Consider the following 22,410-nt stretch of genomic DNA (forward strand, 5'->3'; position numbering starts at 1 on the left):
CGCCGGGGCTACACTCGCGCCATCGAACCGCCCGAAGATTGAAAGTGAGGAACTCGATGGCAGCTCAAACCTTTGGCGCATCCGTGGCGCAGCACGACCCAGCCCGCCTGCTGCGGCGCACGCTGTTCGCCGATGCACTCTTCTCGACCCTTGGCGGCGCGGGCATGCTGCTGGCGGCCGGGCCGATCGCTGCCTGGCTCGGCCTCGGCGCCGGCTGGCCGATCGCGCTGATCGGGCTCGATGTGCTGATCCTCGGCGTGTGGATCGGCTACGAGGCGCGCCGCACGCCGATCGCCGCCGGCCGTGTGCGCCTGATGCTGGCGCTGAATATTGCCTGGGTAGTCGCAAGTGTGCTCTTGCTGCTCTTCGACCCGTTCGGGCTAACCACCGCTGGTAAGTGGGCGGTGGCCGGCCTCGCCGATGCGGCGGCGGTTGTCGCGCTGCTCGAGTACCTCGGGCTGCGCCGGCTGAGCCGCGCCTAGCCGGTATTCGGGCAGAGGTGCGCTGATCACTTGTCGTATGTGGCGGTTCGGGGGCGGTGAAGCCGCCCCCGAAATTTCGCTGTATGCGGTTTTTCTGCGCGGAGCGCGGAAAAACCGCTCTGCCGAAGGCAGAGGGCACCAACTGCGTTTGCCCTAGATTTGACGGATCTGCCGCCATCGTTTATACCTCTCGCGGGCCTGTGGTGTTTCATCTGCCCGCGTGTGTGTATATGATCGCTGTCGATGTTGTGACATTTGGCCTGGCGTGGTGGCTCGGCTTGTATGTGCTGGTGCGGAACCCGCGCAAGCCGCTGCTGCGCCGCGCCGGGCTTGGCCTGCTGCTGTACGCATTGGCGCTGGCCGCCGCCACGCTCAGCCGCGCGGCCGGGCCGGGGTTTGCGGGCGCGGCGCTGGCGCGGCTGCACTGGCTGCTGATCTTCTTCCCGGCGCTGCTGTGGTCGGGGGCGCTGCTGCAGCTGCTGCCCGAGGCCTGGCCGCCGCGCGCCGCGCTCGATCGCGGCTGGCGCTGGGGCTGCGCGCCGCTGGCGGCGCTGGTTGGCTGGCTGGCGGCGCGCGGCAACCTGGCCGCAGCCGATGCTGCGGGCGGGCCGCCGGCGGGTGCCGGCTACGCGCTGGCGGTGCTGCTCGCGATCGTGCCGCTTGCTGGCGCGCTGGGGCTGGTGCTTGCGCAGCGCCGGGCGATCCGGCCCAGCGGCCAGATCGGGCTGCTGCTTGCGGCCGGGCTGTTCTTTGGCCTGGGCGTCGGCCTGCTGCTGTTCCCGCTGCCGGCGCTGCCGCATGCCGCCAAGCTGCTGATGATCGAGACCGACCTGGTGCTTCTAGGCATTGCGATTGCGCTGTTCGACGCGCTCGACGAGGGCGAAACGCTGCGGCGCGACATTCTGCGCTCGGCGGTGGCTGCGGGCCTGGTGGCGCTGCTGTTTGGCGCGCAGGTGGCGCTGGCTGGCACGCTTGGCGCTGGCGCGGCGCTGCCCATGCGGCTGCTGCTGCTCGCGGTGGTGGCGCTGGCGATTGCGCTCGCCACCTGCGCCGACCCGCTGACCGGCTGGCTTGACCGGCTGGTGTTCGCGGGCGCCCCGGCGCTACGGCGCGAGCGCGCCGAGCTACGCGGCGCGGCCACGGCGCTTTCGCGCCAGAACACCGACCTGGCGGCCGAGCAGATCGACGAAGACGAGTTCGCGCGGCTGACGCGCCGCGCGCTGAGCCACTATGGCGACCTGGCGCGGCTGGCGAGCAGCCCGCTCACCCAGCTGCCGCTGATCTCGCAGCGCCTGGCCGCGCGCGGCGCCCCCGACGACGCGCTCGAGCGCGCCGCCGAGCTGAAAATGCTGCTGGCCGAGTGTGTGGCGCGGCTGAAGCCACGCGGCGCGTCCGAGTTCGGCACCTCCGACGAGTGGCGCTACTATAATGCGCTGTTCTTTCCATACATGGCCGGCCTGAAGCCATATAGCCGGCGCGCCGACCTCGACGGCGCGCCCAGGCCGCTGCGTGAGGCGTTTGACTGGTTTCGCGCGGCGGTGCCTGAGCGCACGCTCTACAACTGGCAGAGCGCCGGGGCGCGGCTGATCGCGCGCGACCTGCGCGCCCGCGCGACCGCGCCGGCCGCCAGCTGGCCGGAATAGTGCTGGGTTAAAATGATACGTTTTTCGCCCACAGCCCTCTTCTCTTGTGATATTGGCATACACACGAGCGAGGGAAACCATGCGAAAGCGTTTCGTTCAGCAGTTGGCGGGCGGCATAGCCGCCTTGATGGTCGGCGTAAACCTGGCATTTGGCGGCTGGCACGCGCCGGCAATCGGCGCCGGGGCGCCACCGCAGGCCAACAGCAACCCTGGCACGGGCGGCAGCGGCACCGGGGGCGGCTAGAGCGACACAGACGGCGGTGCGAGCGGGGCTTCGGCCTCACTCGCACCGTCGCCGTTTTAGCTGCCGATCGCGACGAAGCCGCCCCATCCGATCGGCGTGCCGGCCTCGCCGTCGCCGGCGCCGGCCAGCAGGGCACGCTGCGCCAACGCGAGGGCGCGCGCCGCGTCGGAGTGCTCGCGCAGCTCGCTGTAGAGCGCGGCGGTCAGGCCGAGCGCCGCCTGGTTCGAGATCGGCTATACGCTGGCGATCACCGCGCGCGCGCCGGCCGCGAGCAGCGCTCCGTTCAGGCTTAGCACCTCCTCGCCGGGCAGTGCGTCGGGGGCGGCGCCATCGCAGGTGGCCAGCACCACCAGCGCGCCGTCCAGGCCGAGCGCGGCGACTTCGGGCAGCAGCAGATCGTCGTCCCACAGCTTGATGTGCGCCGCCAGGCCACGGTGTGGCAGCAGCTGCGCGTGGGTTGCGAAGTGAATAAGCTGGTACTGGCGCAGCGCGCCGCGCGCCGCGCGATCGAGCAGCGTCGCGCGGGTGGCCTGCGCGTCGATCAGGCTGTCGTACGCGCCGGGCCAGCGCGCGCCGATCAGCGCGGCCTCCTCGCTTGCCAGGATTGCCCCGGCGCGTGCGCCGAACTCGTTGCAGCCGACGATCAGCGCGCGCTGGCCAGCCGGCGGCGGGCGCTCGGCCAGGAGCTGCCAGGCGCTGAGCGATGGCGTGAGCTGGATGATCGCGCGCTCGGCGAGCCAGGCATTGCCGAGCCGCAGCGCCGCCCAGGGCAGCCGGTGCAGCGGCCCGGCCGGCACGATCAGCAGGCGATGGTTGGGGTGCAGGCGCGTGCGCAGCTCGCGGGGCAGCAGCAGATCGCCGCGCGCGCGCGGCCGCTCCCAGGGATGCCGGCTGAGACCCTGCCGGTACGAGGAGTCGCGGTAGGTGAGGTAGCGAAACATCGGCAGGCTCGCCCGGTCGACCAGCTGCTGAAACGCGTGGCCGGCGGCGATTTCGTAGAGTTGCAGGCCATCGGGCGTGAGCATGTGCAGCAGCAGCGATGCGCCGTGCTGGGTGTAGCACAGCGCGGTCCAGTCGTCGCCGTAGGCGGCGCACAGGCTGGCGCGCGCGCGGCCAAGCTCGAAGGCGGCCGCGGGCTCGAGCGTGTGGCTGGGCGTGGTGCTGTGGCGCGCGTGCAGCAGCAGCTCGCCGTACTCGGCCAGCGCGCGGTCGATCTCGGCGCCGGGTGGCAGGTTGGCGATCTGCGCGCGCAGCGCGTCGTGGCGCTGGGCGAAGGCGGGCGGCAGCGTGGCGGCCGGCTGGCGGATCAGGCGCCGCAGCACCAGGGCGCGCTGGTTTTCGGCAATGCCTAGCGCGGTGTCGATCGCGCCCTGGCGTATTGCCAGCCGCAGTGCGTCGGCGTGCAGCGTGGCGGCCTGGGTGTAGACGCTGCTTGAGATCGCTTCGCTGAACAGCCGCGCGCGCAGCTCGGCCACGGTGGCGAGCGCGGCCTGGAACGAGCGCAGGGCTGAAGCGTCATCGCCGCGCGCCTCGGCGCAGCGCGCGAGCCCTGACTCGGCGCGCCAGCGATGGTAGGGGTGCTGGCTAAGGTCTGGCGCGGCGCGTTGAAAATGTTTGAGCGCTTGGTCGGCGCGACCGCGCGCGAGCGCCAGCTCGCCTAGGCCGATCGCGCAGTCGGCGGCGCCCAGCAGCTGGCCGGCGGCAAGAAACGCGCGCCGGGCGCGACGGTAGCCCGCCAGCGCCTGGCGCACGTGGCCGCGCGCGGCCATGATGCCGGCCTGCTCCATCCAGATCGCGGCCAGCTCGGCCTTGCTCTCCAGCGCGCTGGCCTGCGCTTCGAGGCCAGCCAGCAGCGCGTCGGCGTCGTCGAGGCGCCCCTGAGCGCGGTAGACCAGCGCGGAGTTGCGCCATGCCGTAAGTGCCTGGCTGGCCGCGCCGGCCGCGCCGAGGCTGCTGGCGCTGCGGGCATAGCTCGCGAGCGCGGCGGCCCACTGGCCGGTGAAGAAGTACAGATTGCCAAGCTCGAGCTGGCATAGGGCAATGCCGCGCGCGTGCTGGTATCGCTGGAATTGCTCAAGCGCGGCGAGGAGCTGAGGGAGCGCGCCGCTGTAATCGCCCGTGCGCGTCAGCAGCGCGCCCAGCCCCTGGTGGCACCAGGCGGCGCGCAGGGGCATACGCAGGTGCTCGAACGCGCGGCTGGCGCTGTGATAGTGGCTGCGGGCAAGCTCGAGCTGCTCGGCCTGCAGCGCGCACGCGGCGAGCTCGCCCTGGCACTTCGCGCGCTCCAGCTGGCTGCGCGCGCCGGCGAAGATTGCGCTGGCCTGGCCGAGCAGCCTGGCCGCCTCGCGGTAGTCGCCGCGCTGCATAGCGGCTGCGCCGCGCACCCGCAGCCAGCGGCCGGTGTCGGCGGGTGGTGCGTGGGCCAGCGCCGGCTCGACCGCCTGCAGCAGCGCCTCGGCGTCGGGCGCGCGGCCGGCAAGGTTGTAGAGCACGGCCTGGTAGATCCGCGCGCGCGCCGCGTCGGCGGTGGCGCCAGCCGCATCGAGCTGGGCGGCAAGCTCGGCGAAATCGGGCTCGAGTGTGAGGTCGGCGTACTGTAGCAGCCCGGCCAGCAGCAGCGCGTAGCGGCAGCGCAGCGCGAGCATGCCGCCGAGCAGGGGCAGGGCGGCGCTCAGGTAGGCGCGCGCCTCGTCGAACTGTTCCCAGCACAACAGCGCCCAGCCGAGCGTATACTCGGCGGCGGCGCGTGTGGCTGGCTCGCTCCAGCGGGCATGGCAGCGGCGAGCCAGGGCCACAGCCCGGCGCGGGTCGCGCTCGGCGAGCGCGCAAACGCGGCCCAAACCGGCGACAGCATGGTCGAAGGCAAGCGACATGGCGACTTATTCTACCATACTAGGGCGTACGTGGTTGCTCCCGTGTAGCTCCTGCGCTATGCGAGATCTAGCAAGTTTGGCACAACGTCTTTCGACTTTCGACCTCATCCCCTGCCCCCTCCCCTGCCAAGGGAGGGGGAACAATGTTGGTGTCGTGGTACGGGCACCGCGAGATCCATGCCAACCATTGACGCCGCCTTTGATCGTGTGGTACCATTGCCTGGCAGCATTGTCAGGAAAGGATCACGCTGTGCCGCAGCTCAGTATTGCTGAGGTACAGGCCGCGTGGCTGCGGCTGTCGCAACGCTATGGTTGGGCGCTGCTCGAAGAAGAGACAGCGCTATTCGAGCGTGCGCTGGCTGAGGCCGACATAATTGGTGCAAGCTCGGCGCAGCAGCAGCTGGCCACAGTGTGCGTCTGGCGGGCCTATGGCGCGGCGCTGTACGAGGGGCTGCGCCAGCGTGATGAGCGCGCGGCGAGCCAGCTGTGGCGCATATGCATAGGCAAGGCGCGGCGCGATTACCCGTCCGACGAGGCCGAAGACCTGGCGCAGGAGACAATCGCGCGGGTGCTGCTCAAGCTGGATACACTGAAGTCGCCTGCCAGCCTGCTCACCTGGGTGTTGCAGGTATTTCGCAGCGTGGCGCGCGAGCTGCGGGAGTCCAGCGCCGCGCAGCCCTATGCTGCTGCTGAAAGCGATGCCGAGCCGGCCGACGCGCGCGATATCGCGGCCGAGATCGAGCGGCGCGTGATCGCGGAGCTGCTGCGCGATCGACTAGAGGCGCTGCTGCCCAACCCGCTCGAGCGCGAGACGCTGGCGCGGGTGGTATTATTAGGCGAGAAGCCGCGCGACGTGGCGCGCGATCTGGGCCTGCCGCTCCACCGCACACGGCTCGCCAAACATCGCGCGCTCGAGCGCGTGCGCCAGGATCCCGAATTCCTCGCGCTGCTGCGCGATCTGGCCGGGCGCGAGGACCTCGATGCGCCTGGCCCAGGAGCTGACGATCATGACCGCTCAACCCCCGAACTCGAATGAAGCCGCCGCGCGCCTGCTGCGCGCCCTCGATACGCCCGACGACCTCGATTGCGAGCAGGCGCGGGCGCTGCTGCCCGATCTTGTCGACGCCGAAGCAGCTGGCGTCGATGTCGATACGCTGCCACAGTATGCTGCGCTGCTGCGGCACCTCGATACATGCGCCGACTGTATGGCGCTGTACACCGAGCTGGCGGCCGATCTGGAGCAGATGCTCGGCGATGCCGAGCCCGCCACGCCGCTGCCCGCGCCGCCGGGTTTGCTTGCGCCGGCGCGGCAGGCTGGCGGCCTGGTGCTGCGCGTGCTGGGCAGGCTGCGGCGCGCCTTCGAGCTTGAGCTGCCGGTGATGTTGCCGCAGCCCGGAACGCTCAGCAGCGCGAGCCTGTTCGCCGATACGCTGCCCGAGGTCAGCGGCGCGCCACTGTTCACGCTCTCGCTGGCGCTTGGCGCTGGCGCCGCGCCCGACCTGATTGTGTCGGTGGGCGAGGCCGGCGCGGCGCGCTGGGAGGTGCGCGTGGCCGCAGGCGCCGAAACCCGCGCCGCCACAACCGACGAGCAGGGCATCGCGCGGTTCGCCGGCCTCGCGCTTGCCGACGGCCAGCTGCTGCGGGTTACCTGCGAGCCTCAGCCGAGCGATGCGTAGTGCGGCGTTGCGGCCTGCAAACTACAGCGCTGGGCGGACGGCGAATTGTTTGTGCATATATTCATTATATTCTTACAGAGATAGTTGTGCAGCGTACTATTGACGGTACATTGTTTGAATAGGCCAATACTATTGGTCTAAAAAGGCTTGTGCTTATCGCCGATATACGCTATGATGTATGGTACCTTCCCAGAAGTATATGTGCGGTGCGGAGTGAGTGTATGGCTTTCTACTGAGAGGTGGTAGGTGGTTACATGCTCGATGACACCGAATTGGGGCGTTGGCTGGCACTGGCGCGATTGCTGAACCAGGATCCGGCCTGGCGATTGCCCGACGCCGATCTAGAAAGGTATGCCCGAGCAATGGGTTCCGACGCCGGCATGCCTGAGAAGCAACGGCGGGCGAAGTTGCAGAACTATCATCTCGACCATCGGCAGGTACAGGCGCTGCTCAACCAATCCGACCCAAGCTACAACATCGTGTGGGCGGATCTTTCCGACCGCGTACGAGAGCTGCTGAAGCTCAAGATCGGCTCAGCGTATGGGTACGAAGATAGCGCTACTGTGATCGATGAGCTGGCACAAACCGTGCTTACCAATATCTTCGAGAATCTCGCGCAATTTCGCTATGCCAGCCGGCTCCATACCTGGATCTTTGCGATCGTCAGCAATCATATCACGCACTACTACCGTAGGCAAGGCACCAAGAAGCGCGGCGGTCAAAGCGACATTGTCTCGCTCGAACAGCAGATCGAGCAGGGCAATTCGGCGTATGACGCCTTCCATCCAGCGCCGTCGATCGAGGACAATACCCTCGATCGTATGCTCAGGGCAGCCGTCGAGCGCGTACTCAGCGAGCACCCCGATGCGCGCCTGCGGCCGATCTTTGTTTTGAACGTCTTTGAAGATCGGACTTTGCGCGAGATCGGCGAACAGTTTACTCTCAGCCAGGCACGCATACATGCCTTGCTGCAGCGGGCAGTTACACTGCTACGCCAACATCCCAAGCTGCTAGAGTGGTTCAGCGATGAAGCCGGCTTGTCGGATGAAGAAGGCTAGCGCTGCTGGATACACCTGGCCCGCGCGTTTGCCCCATTCCGTATGGAGTGGGGCTTTTCTTTTTTAACGCACTGTGTAATTGGCGATGTTGCACGCTGTGCAACGGACGTTATTAACATGATCGGCGCGGTCGGCGCTTTTTGCCTTTGGCAGAGCGGTGCTTTTCGTGTATGGTACTCATATTTTGGCACCAACCGACAAAATATGAACACAGGCATCAGAAAGTACCTTGCTGCCGCAGGCGGAATAAGCTCATGACGCAGGCCGCCGTGTAAGTCGTTTTATCTGAGAATCTTATACCATCAGTCTGGTATCCGACGATTTTGCAAGAAGTGAATAAAATTCTCCGTTTAGCCTCTAATAGTATGATATGATTTATCGCTTTGGCGGAAGTTGAATTTGTTCGTAAGTAGAGGTTGCAGCCAGTATGATAACCAAGATACGCGAGTGCGACGATGCGCTGGTTGAGCTGAGGGCGGTGTTGTTTGAGCCGGCCCTTGGCGTGCCGAACGTCACGCTGCTACAACACTTGAACACATGCCGCAGCTGCCGTGCGATCTTGCTGTTGCTGATGGCCGAAACGCAACCAGATGGCGTGCCGCCCGCCAGCTGCGCCGAGTGCCTGGCCGACCTTGCCGCGTTCATCGATGTTGTGCGCGCCAACCCATCCGCCGCCAGCGAGTACCCGGCCGTCTGGTGGCACCTGTGGCTGTGCCCTAGATGCAGCGAGACATACCAGCTCACGCTGGAGCTGCTCGACGCGCAGCCGCGCGATCTGGCCACGCTGGCGCCGATACGGCTGGAAGGGTCGCTGGTGCACGAGCTGCTGCAGCGCCGCACGGTGCCTCTGCTGGCGGCGCGTGGCGCCGACGACCAGCACGTGCTCTTCGACGCGGTGATAGGCGCTGATCTGCCGCGCCTGTGTACGATTGTGCTGGATGCCGGCGACGACGCGGGGCTCCGCGTGGTTGTGCAGCTCGACCCCGCCAGCGCCGGTGTGGTCGAGCTGCGCTGTGGCGAGCTGTGCCTGCACGGTGTGTTCAGCGGGGGCCAGGCGGTGCTGGCGCCGCTGCCGGCCGATCTGCTGGATGCGCCGGATCGCGCCGATATACAGCTGTTTTTCTCCTGACACGAGCGCCGCCACTTCTGCCGCAAAGCGGGCTACGGCGCCGACGGCAGCCACACGCGCATTGCGCCGGGCGCCCGGTGATCCCAGGCGTAGTACGGTATCGCCGTAAGCGCGCATGGCCGCAGCGCTGGGCGCTCGGCGCGGTATAGCCCTTCGTCCCACCCCTCGTGGCTGGCAGCAAGCGCGGCGCCGCTGATCACCGCGACGCCGCCCAGCAGCTCGGCGTGAAACGCCTGGCTCAGCTCGGCCGTGTCGGGCAGCACAATCCGCTCGATCGGCACGGCGTGGTCGGCCTGCTCGATGCAGTACAGCAGCGGCCCACGCCGCAGCGCCACGCACCCCAAGTCGGCGGCGATGCGCGGGTCGGCGTACAGCCGCTCGATCGGCATGGGCAGCTCGAGCGCCACCTCGTCGCCATTGCGCCACTCCCGCTCGATGCGCAGGTAGCCGTGCTCGGCGGGGGCGTTGAGTGGGCCGCCGTTCAGCGCGACTTGCGGCGCGGCGCACCAGCCCGGCAGCCGCAGCCGCAGCGCGAAGCGCACAGGCTGCGCCGCAGCCACGCGCACAACCACGCGCCCATCCCATGGGTAGTCGGTTTGCACCTGCAATGTCACTGGCGCGCCGCCGAAATGAAACTGCGCGCTGCCCTGGGCGTACAGGTGCACCACGGCCTCGCTCTCGCCCTGGGCATAGGCATACGCGCCCAGCGAGGCGACCAAGCGCGCCAGGTTGGGCGGGCAGCACGGGCAGCTGAACCACGGCTCGCGATGGTGGCGGCCGCGGCTGGCGAGCGGGTTCTCGTAGAAAAAGGCGTCGCCGCCGAGCGATACGCCGCTGAGCGCCGCGTTGTACAGCGCCAGCTCGAGCACATCGGCGTAGCGGCGGTCGAGCCCGAGCTGCAGCATGCGCCTGGCCCAGAAGATCAGCCCGATCGCCGCGCACGTCTCGGCGTAGGCGCTCTCGTTCGGCAGGTCGTAGTCGCTGGTGAAGCCCTCGTTTGTGCCCGACGTGCCGATGCCGCCCATCACGTACATGCGCCGGCCGGTGAGGTGGCGCCACAGCCGCGCGCAGGCGTCGCCCAGCGCCGCGTCGCCGTCGATCGCGGCGAGGTCGGCCATGGCGCTGTAGAGGTACATCGCGCGCACGGCGTGGCCCACCGCCTCGTGCTGCTCGCGCACGGGCAGGTGCGACTGGTTGTACTCGTGCGAGCCGGCCCAGAACTCGGCCGGGTCGGCGCCGCGCGCCAGCGCCTCCTGGTCGAAGTAGTGCGGCTGGCGGCCGCGCTCGTTCACGAAGTAGCGGCTCAGCGCCATGTAGCGCGGCTCGCCGGTGGCCTGCGCCAGGCGGATCAGCGCCAGCTCGATCTCGGGGTGGCCGCAGTAGCCGCGGCGCTGGCCCGGCGCGGCGCCAAACGTCGCGCCGATGTAGTCGGCGTAGCGGCAGAGCACGTCGAGCAGCGCGCGCTTGCCGGTGGCCTCGTAGTGCGCCACTGCGGCCTCGATCAGGTGGCCAGCGCAGTACAGCTCGTGCCAGTCGCGCAGGTTGCTCCAGCGCCCGGCCGGGTCGATGTGCGTGAACCATGTGTTCAGGTAGCCGTCGGGCTGCTGGATCCCGGCGATCGTCGCGATCAGCGCGTCGAGCTGTGCGTCGAGCTGCGGGTCGGGGTCGGTGGCCAGGCTGTAGGCGGCGGCCTCGATCCACTTGGCCACGTCGGAGTCCCAGAACATCACCGCCGAGCCCTGCCAGCGGCCGTTGCGCTGGGCGTGCTCGGGCGCGGGCTGCCAGTCGCGCCGAAACGCGTCGATGCGGCCGGTGGCGGCGCACTGGGCGTAGATATGCGGGAGCGTACGATCGCGGTTGACGCGCCGGCGCGGCGCCCAGAACTGATCGTCGAACGAAACCGCCGGCAGCGGCAGCGGGGCGTACAGCTGGCGCGGCGCGGTTGGTTCAGAGGGGTGGGTCATGGTTGCACCTTCGTACATTCTACGACTTACGCAGCTGGCGCGTTCAGCCTTTGGCAGAGCGATATTATACGCCTATTGCGCGCCGCCGGGGATCGCGAAGTTGACGTGTTCGGCAGGTGCGGTGCCGTTCTTCCGCCCCGGATACGCAAGCCATTGCATGGCGATGTTGAGCTCTCGAATGACATCTGCCGCTTCGATCGCCTCGCCGCTTTGAAGCTGGATCGTCTCGGTCGTGTGCGCGTCGCTCAGCAGGGTGACGTCGTAACCGCGCTCGAGCGCGCCATAGGCTGTGGCGCGAATGCACCAGTTGGTCGCAGCCCCGGCAAGCACAACGTGCGAGACACCCAGCGTTGCCAGCTCGCTCTGCAGGTTGGTCTGTTCAAACGACGAATTAAACTGCTTGTGGACGCGCGGCTCGCCTTCAGCTGGCACAAGCTCCGGCACCCACTGCCACTGCGGGCTTTCGGCGGGCAGCTCGTCGTCGGCGTGCTGCACCCAAATCACCGGAACGTGTTCAGCGCGGGCACGCTCCACAGCGCGAGCGACGTTTCCGATGACGCGTGGGGCATCCCACGCCTCGCGCATGACGCCCACCTGCACGTCGACCACCACCAGTGCGGCTTTGTTGCCTTCGCGGACTGTTGCCATTGCTTCCTCCTTTGGAGCAGCTTGGGAGTAGGAGAACGTGAGAGCCTGCCTGCAAGGCTGCAGGCGCGTATTGGATGCGCCTGCGCTGAGAGGCGCCGCTCTCCAGAGTCCTATCGTTACGGCTTGCCGAAGAATTTCCACTTCCCCTGAGAAACCACTGCGACGTTGCCATCGACAACTTTCAAGGCCGACTGATCGTCCAGCGCATAGAGCGGGTACTCAGCTTTTGCTGCCCATTTTTCGGCAGCCTCTACAGTTGCTTGGGGAAAATAGCCGGCCTCCAGATGCGGGCGGATGCCAAAATTCACCAGGCCGAGCGTCTCGGCGCTGCCGGCGTGCGACGGCATGCTTTCGTCAAATTCATCGTCGAAGTAGACGCCGGTGTTTTGAAGCTGGTCGCGATTGAAGTTAAGCCCGGGCGTGACGAGCATGCTTCCGGCGCTGGCGCCGATATAGAGCTTGCCTTGGGCGATGAGCCGAGGCAATATGCCAAACAGCCCGGACTGCTGCATCCAATAGCTGAGATAGAACTTGTTGCCCCCGCCGACGAAGATGGCGTCCACTGCCTCGATCTGCGGGAGCCAAAGCTCTTGCGGTAGGCTGGGCAAGGCCGTTAACTCCAGCACGCCCAATGCTTTCCAGCCTAATTCGCCCGGCCCTTTCATCAGTTGCCAGGCGTGCTGTATGCCCTGAGGGTACGCGTAGATTGCTGTGGGAACGAATAGCGCGCTTGCCTCGCTGATCGGCTTGCCAAGGAGATCGGCAAGGGCGGATTGGATGTGATCGTTGGTGATGCCGGACGAGGTGAGCAGTAATTTGCCTTGTGCCATGCTTTTATTCGTAAAACTCAGGCGCTTTTTTGAGCGTTTCCCACTGCTCCGCGTCGTGGCCGAAAATCACTAGCCCGATATGCTCGCGCTCGACCAGATCAAGCAGCTTGATCGTGCTGGCGCGGGTGTCCTCGGCGTTTGGGTTGCCTTCGTCGCCCTGCTCGTCGCGGGTAAAGCCCTCGGCGAAGGGCACTGCGTCGATCGGCAGCAACACCGCGCCGGTGTTAGGCAGCCGCACCAGCACCGACTGATGCCCCGGCACATGCCCGCTCGTCTCTATCAGCTCCAGCCCCGGCAGCAGCTCCGTGTCGCCGTCGACCAGCCGGATGCGCTCGATTGGCTGATCCCACTGGGGGCGATTGGCGGCAAAGCGCGGGTTGCTCGCCGCATCCGCGTGATGCACGCGCTGCACAATATAGCGCGCCTTCGTGAATGCCGCGTGCCTTCCGGCATGGTCGATATCGTAGTGCGTCGAGATGACGGTATCAATATCGCCCGGTGTTACGCCAATGCTGGCCAGCTGCTCGATAACGTCGCGCCCATTCTCGAACTCTGTTTCCTCTTCGGGCATGATCTCCGGTAGACCGCTGTCAATCAGGATGTTCTTGCCGTCGCCCGTCTGCACCAGGTAGCACACAATTGGAATCTGGTATTCCGGCATGGATCCAACCTGCATGAGATAAAGGCGCTGCGGAGCATTCTGGCTCATGGTTATTTCCCCCCACAATGATCTGGCGGATGTGCTGGCCACCGAAACAGCCGCCGCACAACTACGGGAGATCAGGCAAATTTTGGTATGGGCTGCCATTATACCATGCCATTGCGTAGAATAGTTCATCTGTGCTAATTGTTTCAGGGCTGGTGCAAAGTCGGCCCTCGCCCCCTTTCCCCGTCTCCCGCATGTGGGAGAGGCGGATTATTGTTGGCTGTGTGGTGCGGTCGCCGCCGCGGCCGCACACAGCCAGATGTGTCACCCCCTCCTCTGTCAGGGGAGGGGGTAGGGGGAGGGCTCGAAAGACGTTGCACGAGCACTGGCTCCAGCGCCGAATCTCCGGCGCGACAGGTATGGTATGCTATGGGCCTAAGCTCAAACCTGGTGACGAGAGCGATACGCCGTGCTGCGCCATTCGCGCGGTGAGCCTTGCGCGCGCCGCGCCGCGCTTTGCCGGTATTGGCGCGGCTGGCCGGGATCTGGTTGTTTCGCAACAGCCCAGCGCAGTGGGCAGAGGAGGATAGCAGGAAGGTATGGCCCCACAATCACAGCGCCAATCCACCAGTATGCTCGCCCGCAGGCCTGGCTGGCTCTGGCTGGCCGCGCTGCTCACGCTCTGCTACGTGCTGATCCCGGCTTATTGGATGGCCAACAGCCTGGCGGTTTTGAGCAGTTCAGGCTTTGCGGCCGGGCTGAGCAGCTTGCTGCGCGTAAGCGCCGCAGCGGTGGCGCTCACGCTGCTGCTCGGCGCTGCCGCCGCGTATGCGCTGGGGCGGCCAGAAGCTCGCGGCCGGGGGATGCGCTACGCGGCGCTGGCGCTGGTCGCGCTGCCGCAGATTGCGCTGATCGGCGCGCTGCACCTGCTGTTCAGCAATTCGTGCGAGGTGTCTGCTGGGGCGTGCGGCGATCGGCAGCTGTACACTACGCCCTGGCCGCTGATTGTTCCCTACGTGCTTCTGACGCTGCCGCTGACGGTGGCGCTGCTAGCCGCAGGCTTCCGCGATCTTGCCGGCGCACAGGTGGCGGAAGCCGACGCCGCCAGCCAGTTGCCGCTCCGGATCTACGGCCGCACGATCCTGCCGCTGGCCGCGCCGGCCCTGGCGGCGGCTGGGCTGATCGGGTTCATCGCCGGCTGGAATGGGTTTCTTTCCGCCGTCGGCTTTACCAGCGCGAGCAAGTACCGTGCTGCGCCAATTGCGCTCTCGCTGTTTGGCAACATTGGCTTTGGCGTGGTGGTGGCCCTGGCGGCCGCGCTGATCGTCAGCGGGCCGCTGGCGCTGCTCGCGCTGGCGCTGCAGCGCCAGCTTGCGGCCGGCGCGGATGCGCCGGCAGATCGGCGCGCCAGCTCGCGGCGGCTGCGGCGGCTGCAGCAGGCCTGGCTGGATCTGAGCGGCCCAGCGCGGGTGCTGCTGGTAGTGCTGGCGCTCAGCGCATATGTGTTTGCGGCCGAGGGCTGGCGGGTGCTGGCTTTCCCCTACGCGCTGGACTACGGTGAGGCGCCGCTGCTCGACCAGACGATGCGGCTAGCTCACGGCCAGAGCATCTACCGGGCCGACCTGCAGCTGGCGCCTTTCACGATCGCCAACTATCCGCCGCTTTACCTGCTCGCTCAGGTGCCGCTGGCCTGGCTGTTTGGCCCGGCCTTCTGGTATGGCCGGCTGCTCTCGTGGCTGGCGATGATCGGCGCGGCGCTGTTCGCCGGCCTGATCCTGCGCGCGCTGACGGGCGACCGCCTGGCCGCGCTGGTCGGCGGGCTCACGCTGCTGGCGCTGCCGTACACTCGCTACTGGGGGCCGCTGTACCGCGTCGACGCGCTGGCGCTGTGTCTTAGCCTGGCGGCGCTGTGGCTAACGGTGCGCTTCTTCGCCGCTCCCGCCGGCGGCGCAGAGGAAGCTCGACCGCACGCTGATCGGCGGGGGCGGCCCGCGCTGGCGCTCGTGGCGGTGGCGCTGCTGCTGGTGGCCGCCGTGTACGCGCGCCAATCCTACGGGCTGGCCGCGCCGCTGGCGGCGTTCGTGTGGCTGTGGATGCAGCGGCTGCGGCGGCAGGCGCTCGCGCTGGCCGGGCTGGTGGCCGGCCTTGGCCTGGGCCTGTTCGTGCTGCTGAACCTCGCGACCGGCGGGGGCTTCTTCTTCAACATCGTCACCGCCAACGTCAACGAGGTGAAGGGCGAGCTGCTCCGGCAGTACCTCGGCGAGCTGGGGATGTTTATGCCGATCCTCGTGCTGATCACCGCGCTGTTTGCGCTGCTGGCGGCGCGGGAGCGCTCCTGGCGGCTGCTGCTGCCTTACGCGGTGGGCGCGGCGCTCTCGGGCCTGACGATCGGCAAGGTCGGGTCAAATATCAACTACCTGCTGGAGTTCTGCGCGGCAATGAGCTTGGCCGCCGGCGCGGCGCTGGCCTGGCTGCGCCGCGCCCCGCGCATCCGCCACGCGCTGATGCTGGCGCTGGCGCTGCAGGTCTTTCTGCTGCTGCCAGGCCTGAGCTACCAGCTTTTCTCGCAGTTCCGGCTCGACTCGCGCGCCGACATGGCGCTCGTCGGGGAGCGCATCCGCGCCGCCGACGGGCCGGTGCTGGCCGATGAGGATATCGGCCAGCTGGTGCTCGCCGGGCGGCCGCTGCTGTTCCAGCCGTTCGAGCTGACGCAGCTCGCCCGAGTGGGCAAGTGGAACCAGGCGCCGCTGCTCGAGGCGATCGAGCGCCAGGAGTACGCGCTGATTCTGATCTTTAAGTTCCCGGGCCTGCCGCTCGATCGCGATCGCTGGACCGACCAGATGCGCGCTGCGATCGAGCGGCGCTACGCCGAGGTGGAGCAGATCGGCTTCACGGTGGTGTACCGCCCGAGGTAGTCGGCAGGCGAAGCGGAGCGCGGGAAAACCGCACACAGCTACAGACAGGCGTGAATAGGCACAGCGCGAATCGTCACGCGCTGGTGCGCGCAACCCCGTCGCGGATCGCCGCCTCGAGCACGGCGAGGTTGATGTTGCGCAGCGTGCTGAACTTGATGCAGTACCCGGTCACGCTCGCCTTGCCGAGCGCAGCGCCGTAGGTCTCGGCCAGGTATGTCTTGTCGTCGAGCCCCATGATGTAGACCGAGATCCCGGTTGTGTTGGCGCTCAGGCCGATCTGATAGAACTCGCGCGTGCGCCCATCGGCGTAGACTCTGGCCAGGAGGCCATACCCGATGTTCGGGTTGGAGACCGTTCGGCCGGCCTCGTCCTTGCCATCCAGAAACCACAGCCGGCCGCCGGGCATCAGCCTCACGATCATGTCGTGCAGTGCCTGCATGTCGCCGCGCTTGCGCTCCGGCTGGGCGGCCAGATAGTCGCTAATCTGCGTGTGTACATCCACGGGTCGCTCCGTTCCTCCAATATATGGCCACCAGCCCATGTACCGACAGCGGCCGGAATGGGCCGCTCGCGACATCACAGCCAGATGTGTTACCCCCTCCCCTGTCAGGGTAGGGGGATAGGGGGAGGGGTCGAAAGACATTGCACGAGCCCTGCGCGTTACCTGGGCTCCCTTGACATCTTGCAAAAATTCCTTTCTTTTATCGCTAGCCACAAAGGCACAAAGACGCGCTGTTGCTATCCGAAGCGCTTTTTTACTCCACACCGTCTGAAAACCGAAAATAATGGAAGCGGTAGCCATTCAGGTCTTCGAGCGTGAATTGCCGGTACCCCCAAGGCTTATCTTCGGGCTGCTCGACAATGGTTGCGCCACGGTCTTGAAATGATTGGCACAATTCGTCAACCTCGTCGACGAAGACAGAATAGCTGGCGGGAAAGGATGCATCGGATTTACGGATGTAGAAGTTTACACGCCCTCGAAGAACCGAGCCAAAATAGTCTTCTGTTTGGCCCTCAATACTGTAGCCAAGAACATCGCGATACCAGTTGAGCGTGGCGATGACATCAGGCACAGCAAGCTCTGGAATAACGCTGTGAAATGTATTTGGCATCTTCTCTCCTTCGTTCTTCACACGAGTTACGCGGTGCGCGTTTTTGCCTTCGGCAGAGCGGTACTGTTTCAGAATGGTGCTGAGATGTTGGCGCAAAGCGCCAGCATCTCAGCACAAAAGAAAGCGAAGTACTACCTTATCAGACTTCTTTTTGAGGAAAGGTAAAATATGATGATGCTCGAAACCCCATCGACGTATAGAGTGCAAGCGCGGATCGATTGCTCGGATCAAAACCGACGACCGCCTGTCGCATGCCGGCAGCTTTCATGCAGCGCAGCCCTTCGGCCATTACAGCCTTGCCCAGATCCCGGCCCTGAAAATCCGGATGCGTACCCACCGGCTCAAACAGGCCCACGCCATTCACTGCATCGAACCAGATCGTACACGCTGACGCGCCGTGCCCATCGGGTGAGCGCACAAACAGATCTCGCGCACCGTCATACACGGCAGAGTCCATAAAGCGCGCATACTCCGCCGCGTATGCCTCCCAATCGTCGTTGGGATGGAATGCGCCGTGGGTCGCTTGCGCCCGCAGCCGGCCATCTTCCCGATTGCGTACCCCCTGTACAGTAAAGCCTTCTGGCAGCTGAATCGTGGGCAGCTCGTCGAGTGTCCGTTCGAAAAGCGGAGCCGGCAGACCAATGGGGCCGGCAACAAAGCCACGCGCCTGCAGCAGCCGTATCAAAACCGTGTCGTAGTCCATCGCCCAGAATGGCCAAAGCTTGTTCAGGCCAACGGCACGAGCGCGTGTCTCAGCCCACGCCACATACTCATCCATGATGCGCTCGTGCAGCGGCGTGCCATGCAGGGTGGGATGTACAAACAGATCAAAACTCCCCTCGTTATGCGCAAAAATCGCCCACGCCACGAGAGTTGGCGGATCTACATCGGCGTCTTCCCATACGCGCAAGTTGTGATGGATGGCCTGGTCAGCGGGCGGGTAGTGCGTTGCCCAGTCCAAATAGCCGGGGTGCATGTACGAAGCGGGAATAGTGGCCTGGCGTCCGACCATAACTAGGTATCGCATGGAGGCAAGATCGGCGAGATCGCGATACGGGCGCGCCTGTATGTTCATGGTTGTATATACCCCCGGATACATAGTCGAACGCGTCGAGGCCGAAGCGAATTAGGTGCCATGCGAGAGCGTGGCATCGCTGCCTACAAGATCGAGCGACCGGACTAGCCGTTCATTTGTTGCTTGATTCGTGATTGCCTTGCGGATCAACGATTGCGCATCAGCTGCCGCGAGCGCGCCGCACCTGATTGGTGAAATCGCTAGGATCTCGCGCGCGAAGCGGCCGGGTGCAGCGCGTGTTCGCCCGCAGCCGATGATTTTCCAGGAAGGTGCATGACAGCAGAGCTGGGTGTTCCCCGAATGTGATACCAAATTCGCTTGATGACTTACACTTTGGTGGGGGGTTGGGGGCGGCGAAGCCGCCCCCAAATTTCTTTTCTGTAGGAGCCCGGCGTGCCGGGCGCCGCACAAGAAAACACAAGTAATCAAACGGAGTTGGTATGAGTTAGGCTCCTGGCTGCACCAGGTTGATCAAATTCCCACAACCGTCTTCAAACAACACTGCCGTGATTGGACCCATACTCGTCGGTTCGCCACGGAATGTGACCCCACGCTCCTTGAGGCGCTGGTATTCAGCAGCAATGTCAGCGGATATGAAGGCTGTGGCCGGTATCCCAGCGTCAAACAGCGCTTTCTGGTAGAGCAGCGCGGGCGGAAAACCGAGTGGCTCTAACACAAGCTCAACACCGTATGCGCCTTCAGGTGAGGAGACGGTGAGCCAGCGGAATGTACCCATGGGGAGGTCATTCTTCTTTTCGAAGCCGAGTACCGTGGTATAGAAGTGCAAGGCCTGCTCTTGATCGTTGACCAGTATGCTTGTGAGTGTGATCTGCATGCGTCTCTCCTCAATTGCCGGGTGTCGCAACACACAATCCCAAGAATCTCCGCACCAATTCGAGTGCTGGAATAGTAACATACATTGGGAACATCTCACGAAGCGGAGATACGGGATAGTTCGAGCGGATTGCAAAACGTCCGACCAGTAAGCACAGGCGGTTGGCGTTCGCTGACCAGCTAACCGGTAGGATAACCGTATACCAGGGTAGCGGCCCAATACTTTGGCGTTCAGTTGCCGCGAGCGCGCTGCATAGGCTCTTTCTGACAATCCGGTTTCGGATTAAAAAGAGCCTGAGATTAGCAGCGATATTGGCATTTCAAGAAGCAATTCGATATAAGAATGGCTGCAAAATACGGCTAGTGTCTACACGATTTCGAATTATCAGAAAGAGCCTAAGATGGCTTCAAAAAGGCCCGATCTCGCTCGACGCCTAGCGGCGTTGGCTGCACGCGTTTGTTCGGTGGTTAATAATCATCGGTATGTCATTTTTCGACGACAAAAATCGATTTTGCTTCGGAATTGGTCCGCAAAATGTGTTGGGAAGTGGACGATTGCAAATTCACAAATTTCGATGGCCTCGCCGTATCTATTTAACCTGATATTAACATTCGCGTACTGGTATAAAGCTGAAACTATATTCTGTCGCGCTCCAGAAGTTAGTCGCTGAATATCTTCCATTTGTCTTAGTGCTCGAAAAAAATACGTACCATGTTGATGGCAGATATCAAAAAGTAAGTTCTTTATTTTAAGATTCTCTTCATCATACTCTCCCAATGTTATTTCTTCGAAACGTCTCTTTTCCTTTAATTCTTCCTTTCTTTGAATAGCATCAAGTGATCGATATGTGATTAATAGTCCGGTTAATTCAAACCTGATATTTCTATCTTCTTGATATTGCATTGGTTTTCTTGCACAATATTCAGAAAGGATTTGAATACTTTCCTCCTTCCTTCCAGTCGCCCAGGAATAAGTTGCATATAGGCGAGAAAAAGCATGCTCTTCATTGAATAAGTGCTCGTGATCTTTTAATAATTTCACAGCCTCGTCTTTCTTGCCTCTGCTATTAAAGAGATAGTCTGCTAGATTTGTGATGGCTTGCAGTCTAATCTTAAAAGCACTATTTGATCTATTGATAATGCCTCTATAAAGACTTATAACTTCTTGCTCAGTGCGAGAGACGCGAGCAGTGTTTGCATTTAGTAATAGCGCTTGGTCATTATCCAGTTTTCTGTCCTTGGTTACATGGGGTATTCTAGAAATAGTATTTCGGCGAAAAGTATCATTTCTATTGTCAAAATATAGAGACATGGTCTGCAGAATCTCTTTCGAGTATACTCGAAAGAATTTCGACTCCACAACCTCTATAATGCGCAGTTTTTCTAATTCTCGAATTCCGTCATTAAATCGATCATTATTTTCCTGATTAAGAATATATCTCACCTTTTCTATGAGATTAGTTAAGTCACTGTCAGTAACAATCTGTCCCATGATCACAAAAATATCTTTGGCAAGAGGAGATAAATAATCATATATACGTCCATATAGAAAATCAATTGCAGATTTTTCTTGCTTAATATTTCTTGCTAGTGCGGACTCAATTGTTCCACTTTGCATCCAAATATATGCAAATTGATACACGAACAGAGGCCTACCATTTGTGATTTCATGCACTAGTTTGTGGCGGTCGTTTGTCCCCAAGTCGGCCTCCAGATTCTGTACATGATCGTTAGTAAATTCAGATCGAAGAATCTCAATAAGAAATGCACGTGTTTCGTCTAGGTCAAGCTCATTGGTTTGAAACTCATCGCCAATGATAAGATTTGCTCTAGTTGTAACAAGAACTTTGTGTCGATTAATATCAAGTTTTCTGATAAAATCCTCAATCTTTTTTTTCTCCTCGCTAGGGAATGTCTCGAAGTCATCAACAACTAGTAGCGTTTTACTTTGGTTAGTAATAATAAGACTTTCATCTGGTGTATCTTGATTACAGATCACACAGTTAATGTGCCTAATAAAGGCCTCGTATGTTTCAGTGTTTTCCTCAATTTCCTGAATATTACCAGTGAAATAATTGTAAAATCTATCTTTTGCAGATGTAAATACTATATAATCAAATCGTTTGGTTGAACCGTTCGCCAGATCCTCGCATATACTCTGAACAGTTGCTGTTTTCCCAACACCACCGTGGCCCCATATTGTTGCACATACAGATGCACGATCTTTCAAGAGAAAATTTGTAATTTTCTTTTTCATTGTTCCTACTTCGATGTATTTCTTATAGTTTTTATTCAAAACACTAATAATAGTTCCATTAATACTTTTCCTGCGGAAATTTGTGGTTTCGATAGAGACATTGCTTAACTCACTCCAGTCAAGCATTATATTTACTGTTCGAAAGATCTGATTATATTGAACTCTTCCTGACAGAATTTCAGTAATGTTCCGAAATATAAAGAATTCCTCTTCACTAGTGCCATAGATAAAAGGTGAAATTCTATAGTAGAATTTCTGATCTGAAAATAGGTAAAAACTTCCTACTTGGAAAGAAGCTATTTGTTTAGGACAAGCCCAAGGTTTATAATTGACCCCATCTGCTTTATAATTAATGCCAGTGTATTTTGTTTCATCTTGATCAAGCACAACAATAATGTCATGTTGCTGTCGAAAAAGGGGTGCTGCATCAGTGAGTGAATTTGCCAGAGATGAAATACTGCGGACATATGATTCCTCTGAGTCCTGAAAAGTATAACCATGTCCGACTCTGTCATTTCGGATTGTTGGGTAGCTATTTATTGTATTATTAAATTTTTTATTTAAGAAAAGTTCCTTTTGAATGTCGAGACGACGAGAAACGTCGATTACTGTGCCAATAGATGGATTTTGTATTTTCTCGAAAACGTAAGATTTGGTATCTGAGTCAATATTATTTATATTCTCATTCCATAGATATCCCAAAGCTAAAAACAAGCAATATTCTACTTTAACGCGATAATACTCCGTAAGTTCTCGGGATTTTTTTGTTGCGGTGTAGAAATTAATTTTCTTGTTGATATTCTGAAGAATATAATCCATGATGTTCTCCTAGATATTGTAACGAGCGTGATCAAGAGGTATTGTGATTAGAGTGGATGACAAAAATGTCAGTTCTGACGTACGAGTTGCAGTAGCGAATTGCCACCGAACGATCGCGCATCAGCCGCGCCGCCACGATAGATCGGGAAAGCACTCACGCCATATCCAACGTTAAAAATCGTCCCGATCTTGTCGACGCGCAGCG

The 22,410-nt window shown here is 62.0% G+C and carries 17 protein-coding genes and 1 pseudogene; 8 read left to right on the forward strand and 10 right to left on the reverse strand.

All coding sequences use genetic code 11. The features are described from left to right. The first annotated feature begins 56 nt into the window (after positions 1-56). From U0177_RS12560 to U0177_RS12570, 3 genes are all read left to right on the forward strand, one after another. On the forward strand, positions 57-482 hold the full coding sequence (locus U0177_RS12560) for a hypothetical protein (RefSeq protein WP_409570980.1): 426 nt from the start codon (positions 57-59) through the stop codon (positions 480-482). Positions 483-712: 230 nt separating this feature from the next. After that, complete coding sequence (locus tag U0177_RS12565) at positions 713-2,125, forward strand: hypothetical protein (protein ID WP_409570981.1); 1,413 nt, start codon at positions 713-715, stop codon at positions 2,123-2,125. Between the two features lie 79 nt (positions 2,126-2,204). Further along, complete coding sequence (locus U0177_RS12570) at positions 2,205-2,369, forward strand: hypothetical protein (protein WP_409570982.1); 165 nt, start codon at positions 2,205-2,207, stop codon at positions 2,367-2,369. A 56-nt stretch (positions 2,370-2,425) separates the two neighbouring features. On the opposite strand, the pseudogene U0177_RS12575 reads toward U0177_RS12570, so the two are convergent. Beyond that, positions 2,426-5,242, reverse strand: a pseudogene (locus tag U0177_RS12575) (CHAT domain-containing protein). Positions 5,243-5,492: 250 nt separating this feature from the next. Between U0177_RS12575 and U0177_RS12580 the strand changes: the two are divergent. From U0177_RS12580 to U0177_RS12595, 4 genes are all read left to right on the forward strand, one after another. Next, complete coding sequence (locus tag U0177_RS12580; protein ID WP_409570983.1) at positions 5,493-6,278, forward strand: RNA polymerase sigma factor; 786 nt, start codon at positions 5,493-5,495, stop codon at positions 6,276-6,278. Beyond that, entirely contained in the window at positions 6,250-6,918 is a 669-nt protein-coding gene (locus U0177_RS12585; protein ID WP_409570984.1) for an anti-sigma factor, read from the forward strand. Before U0177_RS12580 ends, U0177_RS12585 begins: the two co-directional genes overlap by 29 nt. A 254-nt stretch (positions 6,919-7,172) precedes the next feature. Next, complete coding sequence (locus U0177_RS12590; protein ID WP_409570985.1) at positions 7,173-7,976, forward strand: sigma-70 family RNA polymerase sigma factor; 804 nt, start codon at positions 7,173-7,175, stop codon at positions 7,974-7,976. A 427-nt stretch (positions 7,977-8,403) separates the two neighbouring features. Next, complete coding sequence (locus U0177_RS12595; RefSeq protein ID WP_409570986.1) at positions 8,404-9,105, forward strand: hypothetical protein; 702 nt, start codon at positions 8,404-8,406, stop codon at positions 9,103-9,105. A gap of 32 nt (positions 9,106-9,137) precedes the next feature. On the opposite strand, the gene U0177_RS12600 is transcribed toward U0177_RS12595, so the two are convergent. From U0177_RS12600 to U0177_RS12615, 4 genes are all read right to left on the reverse strand, one after another. Further along, a complete protein-coding gene (locus U0177_RS12600) occupies positions 9,138-11,069 on the reverse strand; it encodes a glycoside hydrolase family 127 protein (RefSeq protein ID WP_409570987.1) in 1,932 nt (643 codons plus the stop codon). 72 nt (positions 11,070-11,141) lie between these two features. Then, positions 11,142-11,717 carry a cysteine hydrolase family protein gene (locus tag U0177_RS12605; RefSeq protein WP_409570988.1) on the reverse strand — a complete coding sequence of 192 codons (576 nt, stop codon included), beginning with the start codon at positions 11,715-11,717 and terminating at the stop codon, positions 11,142-11,144. A 116-nt stretch (positions 11,718-11,833) separates the two neighbouring features. Beyond that, positions 11,834-12,547 (reverse strand): Type 1 glutamine amidotransferase-like domain-containing protein, encoded by a 714-nt coding sequence (locus U0177_RS12610; RefSeq protein ID WP_409570989.1) that lies wholly within the window; start codon positions 12,545-12,547, stop codon positions 11,834-11,836. Between the two features lie 4 nt (positions 12,548-12,551). After that, positions 12,552-13,355, reverse strand: a complete 804-nt coding sequence (locus U0177_RS12615; protein ID WP_409570990.1) for an N-acyl homoserine lactonase family protein — start codon at positions 13,353-13,355, stop codon at positions 12,552-12,554. A gap of 437 nt (positions 13,356-13,792) precedes the next feature. On the opposite strand from U0177_RS12615, the gene U0177_RS12620 reads away from it, so the two are divergent. After that, positions 13,793-16,108, forward strand: coding sequence for a hypothetical protein (locus U0177_RS12620; protein WP_409570991.1), 2,316 nt, complete (start codon positions 13,793-13,795; stop codon positions 16,106-16,108). Between the two features lie 73 nt (positions 16,109-16,181). On the opposite strand, the gene U0177_RS12625 is transcribed toward U0177_RS12620, so the two are convergent. The 5 genes from U0177_RS12625 to U0177_RS12645 form a co-directional block, all read right to left on the reverse strand. Next, entirely contained in the window at positions 16,182-16,610 is a 429-nt protein-coding gene (locus U0177_RS12625) for a DUF1801 domain-containing protein (protein ID WP_409570992.1), read from the reverse strand. 253 nt (positions 16,611-16,863) lie between these two features. Beyond that, a complete protein-coding gene (locus tag U0177_RS12630) occupies positions 16,864-17,220 on the reverse strand; it encodes a VOC family protein (protein ID WP_409570993.1) in 357 nt (118 codons plus the stop codon). A gap of 139 nt (positions 17,221-17,359) precedes the next feature. Next, positions 17,360-18,295 carry a GNAT family N-acetyltransferase gene (locus U0177_RS12635; RefSeq protein WP_409570994.1) on the reverse strand — a complete coding sequence of 312 codons (936 nt, stop codon included), beginning with the start codon at positions 18,293-18,295 and terminating at the stop codon, positions 17,360-17,362. Between the two features lie 445 nt (positions 18,296-18,740). Continuing rightward, the gene (locus tag U0177_RS12640) at positions 18,741-19,130 is read right to left on the reverse strand and encodes a VOC family protein (protein WP_409570995.1); all 390 of its coding nucleotides are present in this window, start codon (positions 19,128-19,130) and stop codon (positions 18,741-18,743) included. A gap of 474 nt (positions 19,131-19,604) precedes the next feature. Beyond that, positions 19,605-22,205, reverse strand: a complete 2,601-nt coding sequence (locus U0177_RS12645) for an NACHT domain-containing protein (RefSeq protein WP_409570996.1) — start codon at positions 22,203-22,205, stop codon at positions 19,605-19,607. Between the last annotated feature and the right edge of the window lie 205 nt (positions 22,206-22,410).

This window comes from Kouleothrix sp. (assembly GCF_046328425.1).
Classification (GTDB): Bacteria; Chloroflexota; Chloroflexia; order Chloroflexales; family Roseiflexaceae; genus Kouleothrix.

What these genes read in the sequence shown, in the direction of transcription:
- U0177_RS12560 (WP_409570980.1), top strand. Translation starts at nt 57, where the DNA reads ATGGCAGCTCAAACCTTTGGCGCATCCGTGGCGCAGCACGACCCAGCC.
- U0177_RS12565 (WP_409570981.1), top strand. Translation starts at nt 713, where the DNA reads ATGATCGCTGTCGATGTTGTGACATTTGGCCTGGCGTGGTGGCTCGGC.
- U0177_RS12570 (WP_409570982.1), top strand. Translation starts at nt 2,205, where the DNA reads ATGCGAAAGCGTTTCGTTCAGCAGTTGGCGGGCGGCATAGCCGCCTTG.
- U0177_RS12585 (WP_409570984.1), top strand. Translation starts at nt 6,250, where the DNA reads ATGACCGCTCAACCCCCGAACTCGAATGAAGCCGCCGCGCGCCTGCTG.
- U0177_RS12590 (WP_409570985.1), top strand. Translation starts at nt 7,173, where the DNA reads ATGCTCGATGACACCGAATTGGGGCGTTGGCTGGCACTGGCGCGATTG.
- U0177_RS12595 (WP_409570986.1), top strand. Translation starts at nt 8,404, where the DNA reads ATGATAACCAAGATACGCGAGTGCGACGATGCGCTGGTTGAGCTGAGG.
- U0177_RS12600 (WP_409570987.1), bottom strand. Translation starts at nt 11,069, where the DNA reads ATGACCCACCCCTCTGAACCAACCGCGCCGCGCCAGCTGTACGCCCCG.
- U0177_RS12605 (WP_409570988.1), bottom strand. Translation starts at nt 11,717, where the DNA reads ATGGCAACAGTCCGCGAAGGCAACAAAGCCGCACTGGTGGTGGTCGAC.
- U0177_RS12610 (WP_409570989.1), bottom strand. Translation starts at nt 12,547, where the DNA reads ATGGCACAAGGCAAATTACTGCTCACCTCGTCCGGCATCACCAACGAT.
- U0177_RS12615 (WP_409570990.1), bottom strand. Translation starts at nt 13,355, where the DNA reads ATGGCAGCCCATACCAAAATTTGCCTGATCTCCCGTAGTTGTGCGGCG.
- U0177_RS12620 (WP_409570991.1), top strand. Translation starts at nt 13,793, where the DNA reads ATGGCCCCACAATCACAGCGCCAATCCACCAGTATGCTCGCCCGCAGG.
- U0177_RS12630 (WP_409570993.1), bottom strand. Translation starts at nt 17,220, where the DNA reads ATGCCAAATACATTTCACAGCGTTATTCCAGAGCTTGCTGTGCCTGAT.
- U0177_RS12635 (WP_409570994.1), bottom strand. Translation starts at nt 18,295, where the DNA reads ATGAACATACAGGCGCGCCCGTATCGCGATCTCGCCGATCTTGCCTCC.
- U0177_RS12640 (WP_409570995.1), bottom strand. Translation starts at nt 19,130, where the DNA reads ATGCAGATCACACTCACAAGCATACTGGTCAACGATCAAGAGCAGGCC.
- U0177_RS12645 (WP_409570996.1), bottom strand. Translation starts at nt 22,205, where the DNA reads ATGGATTATATTCTTCAGAATATCAACAAGAAAATTAATTTCTACACC.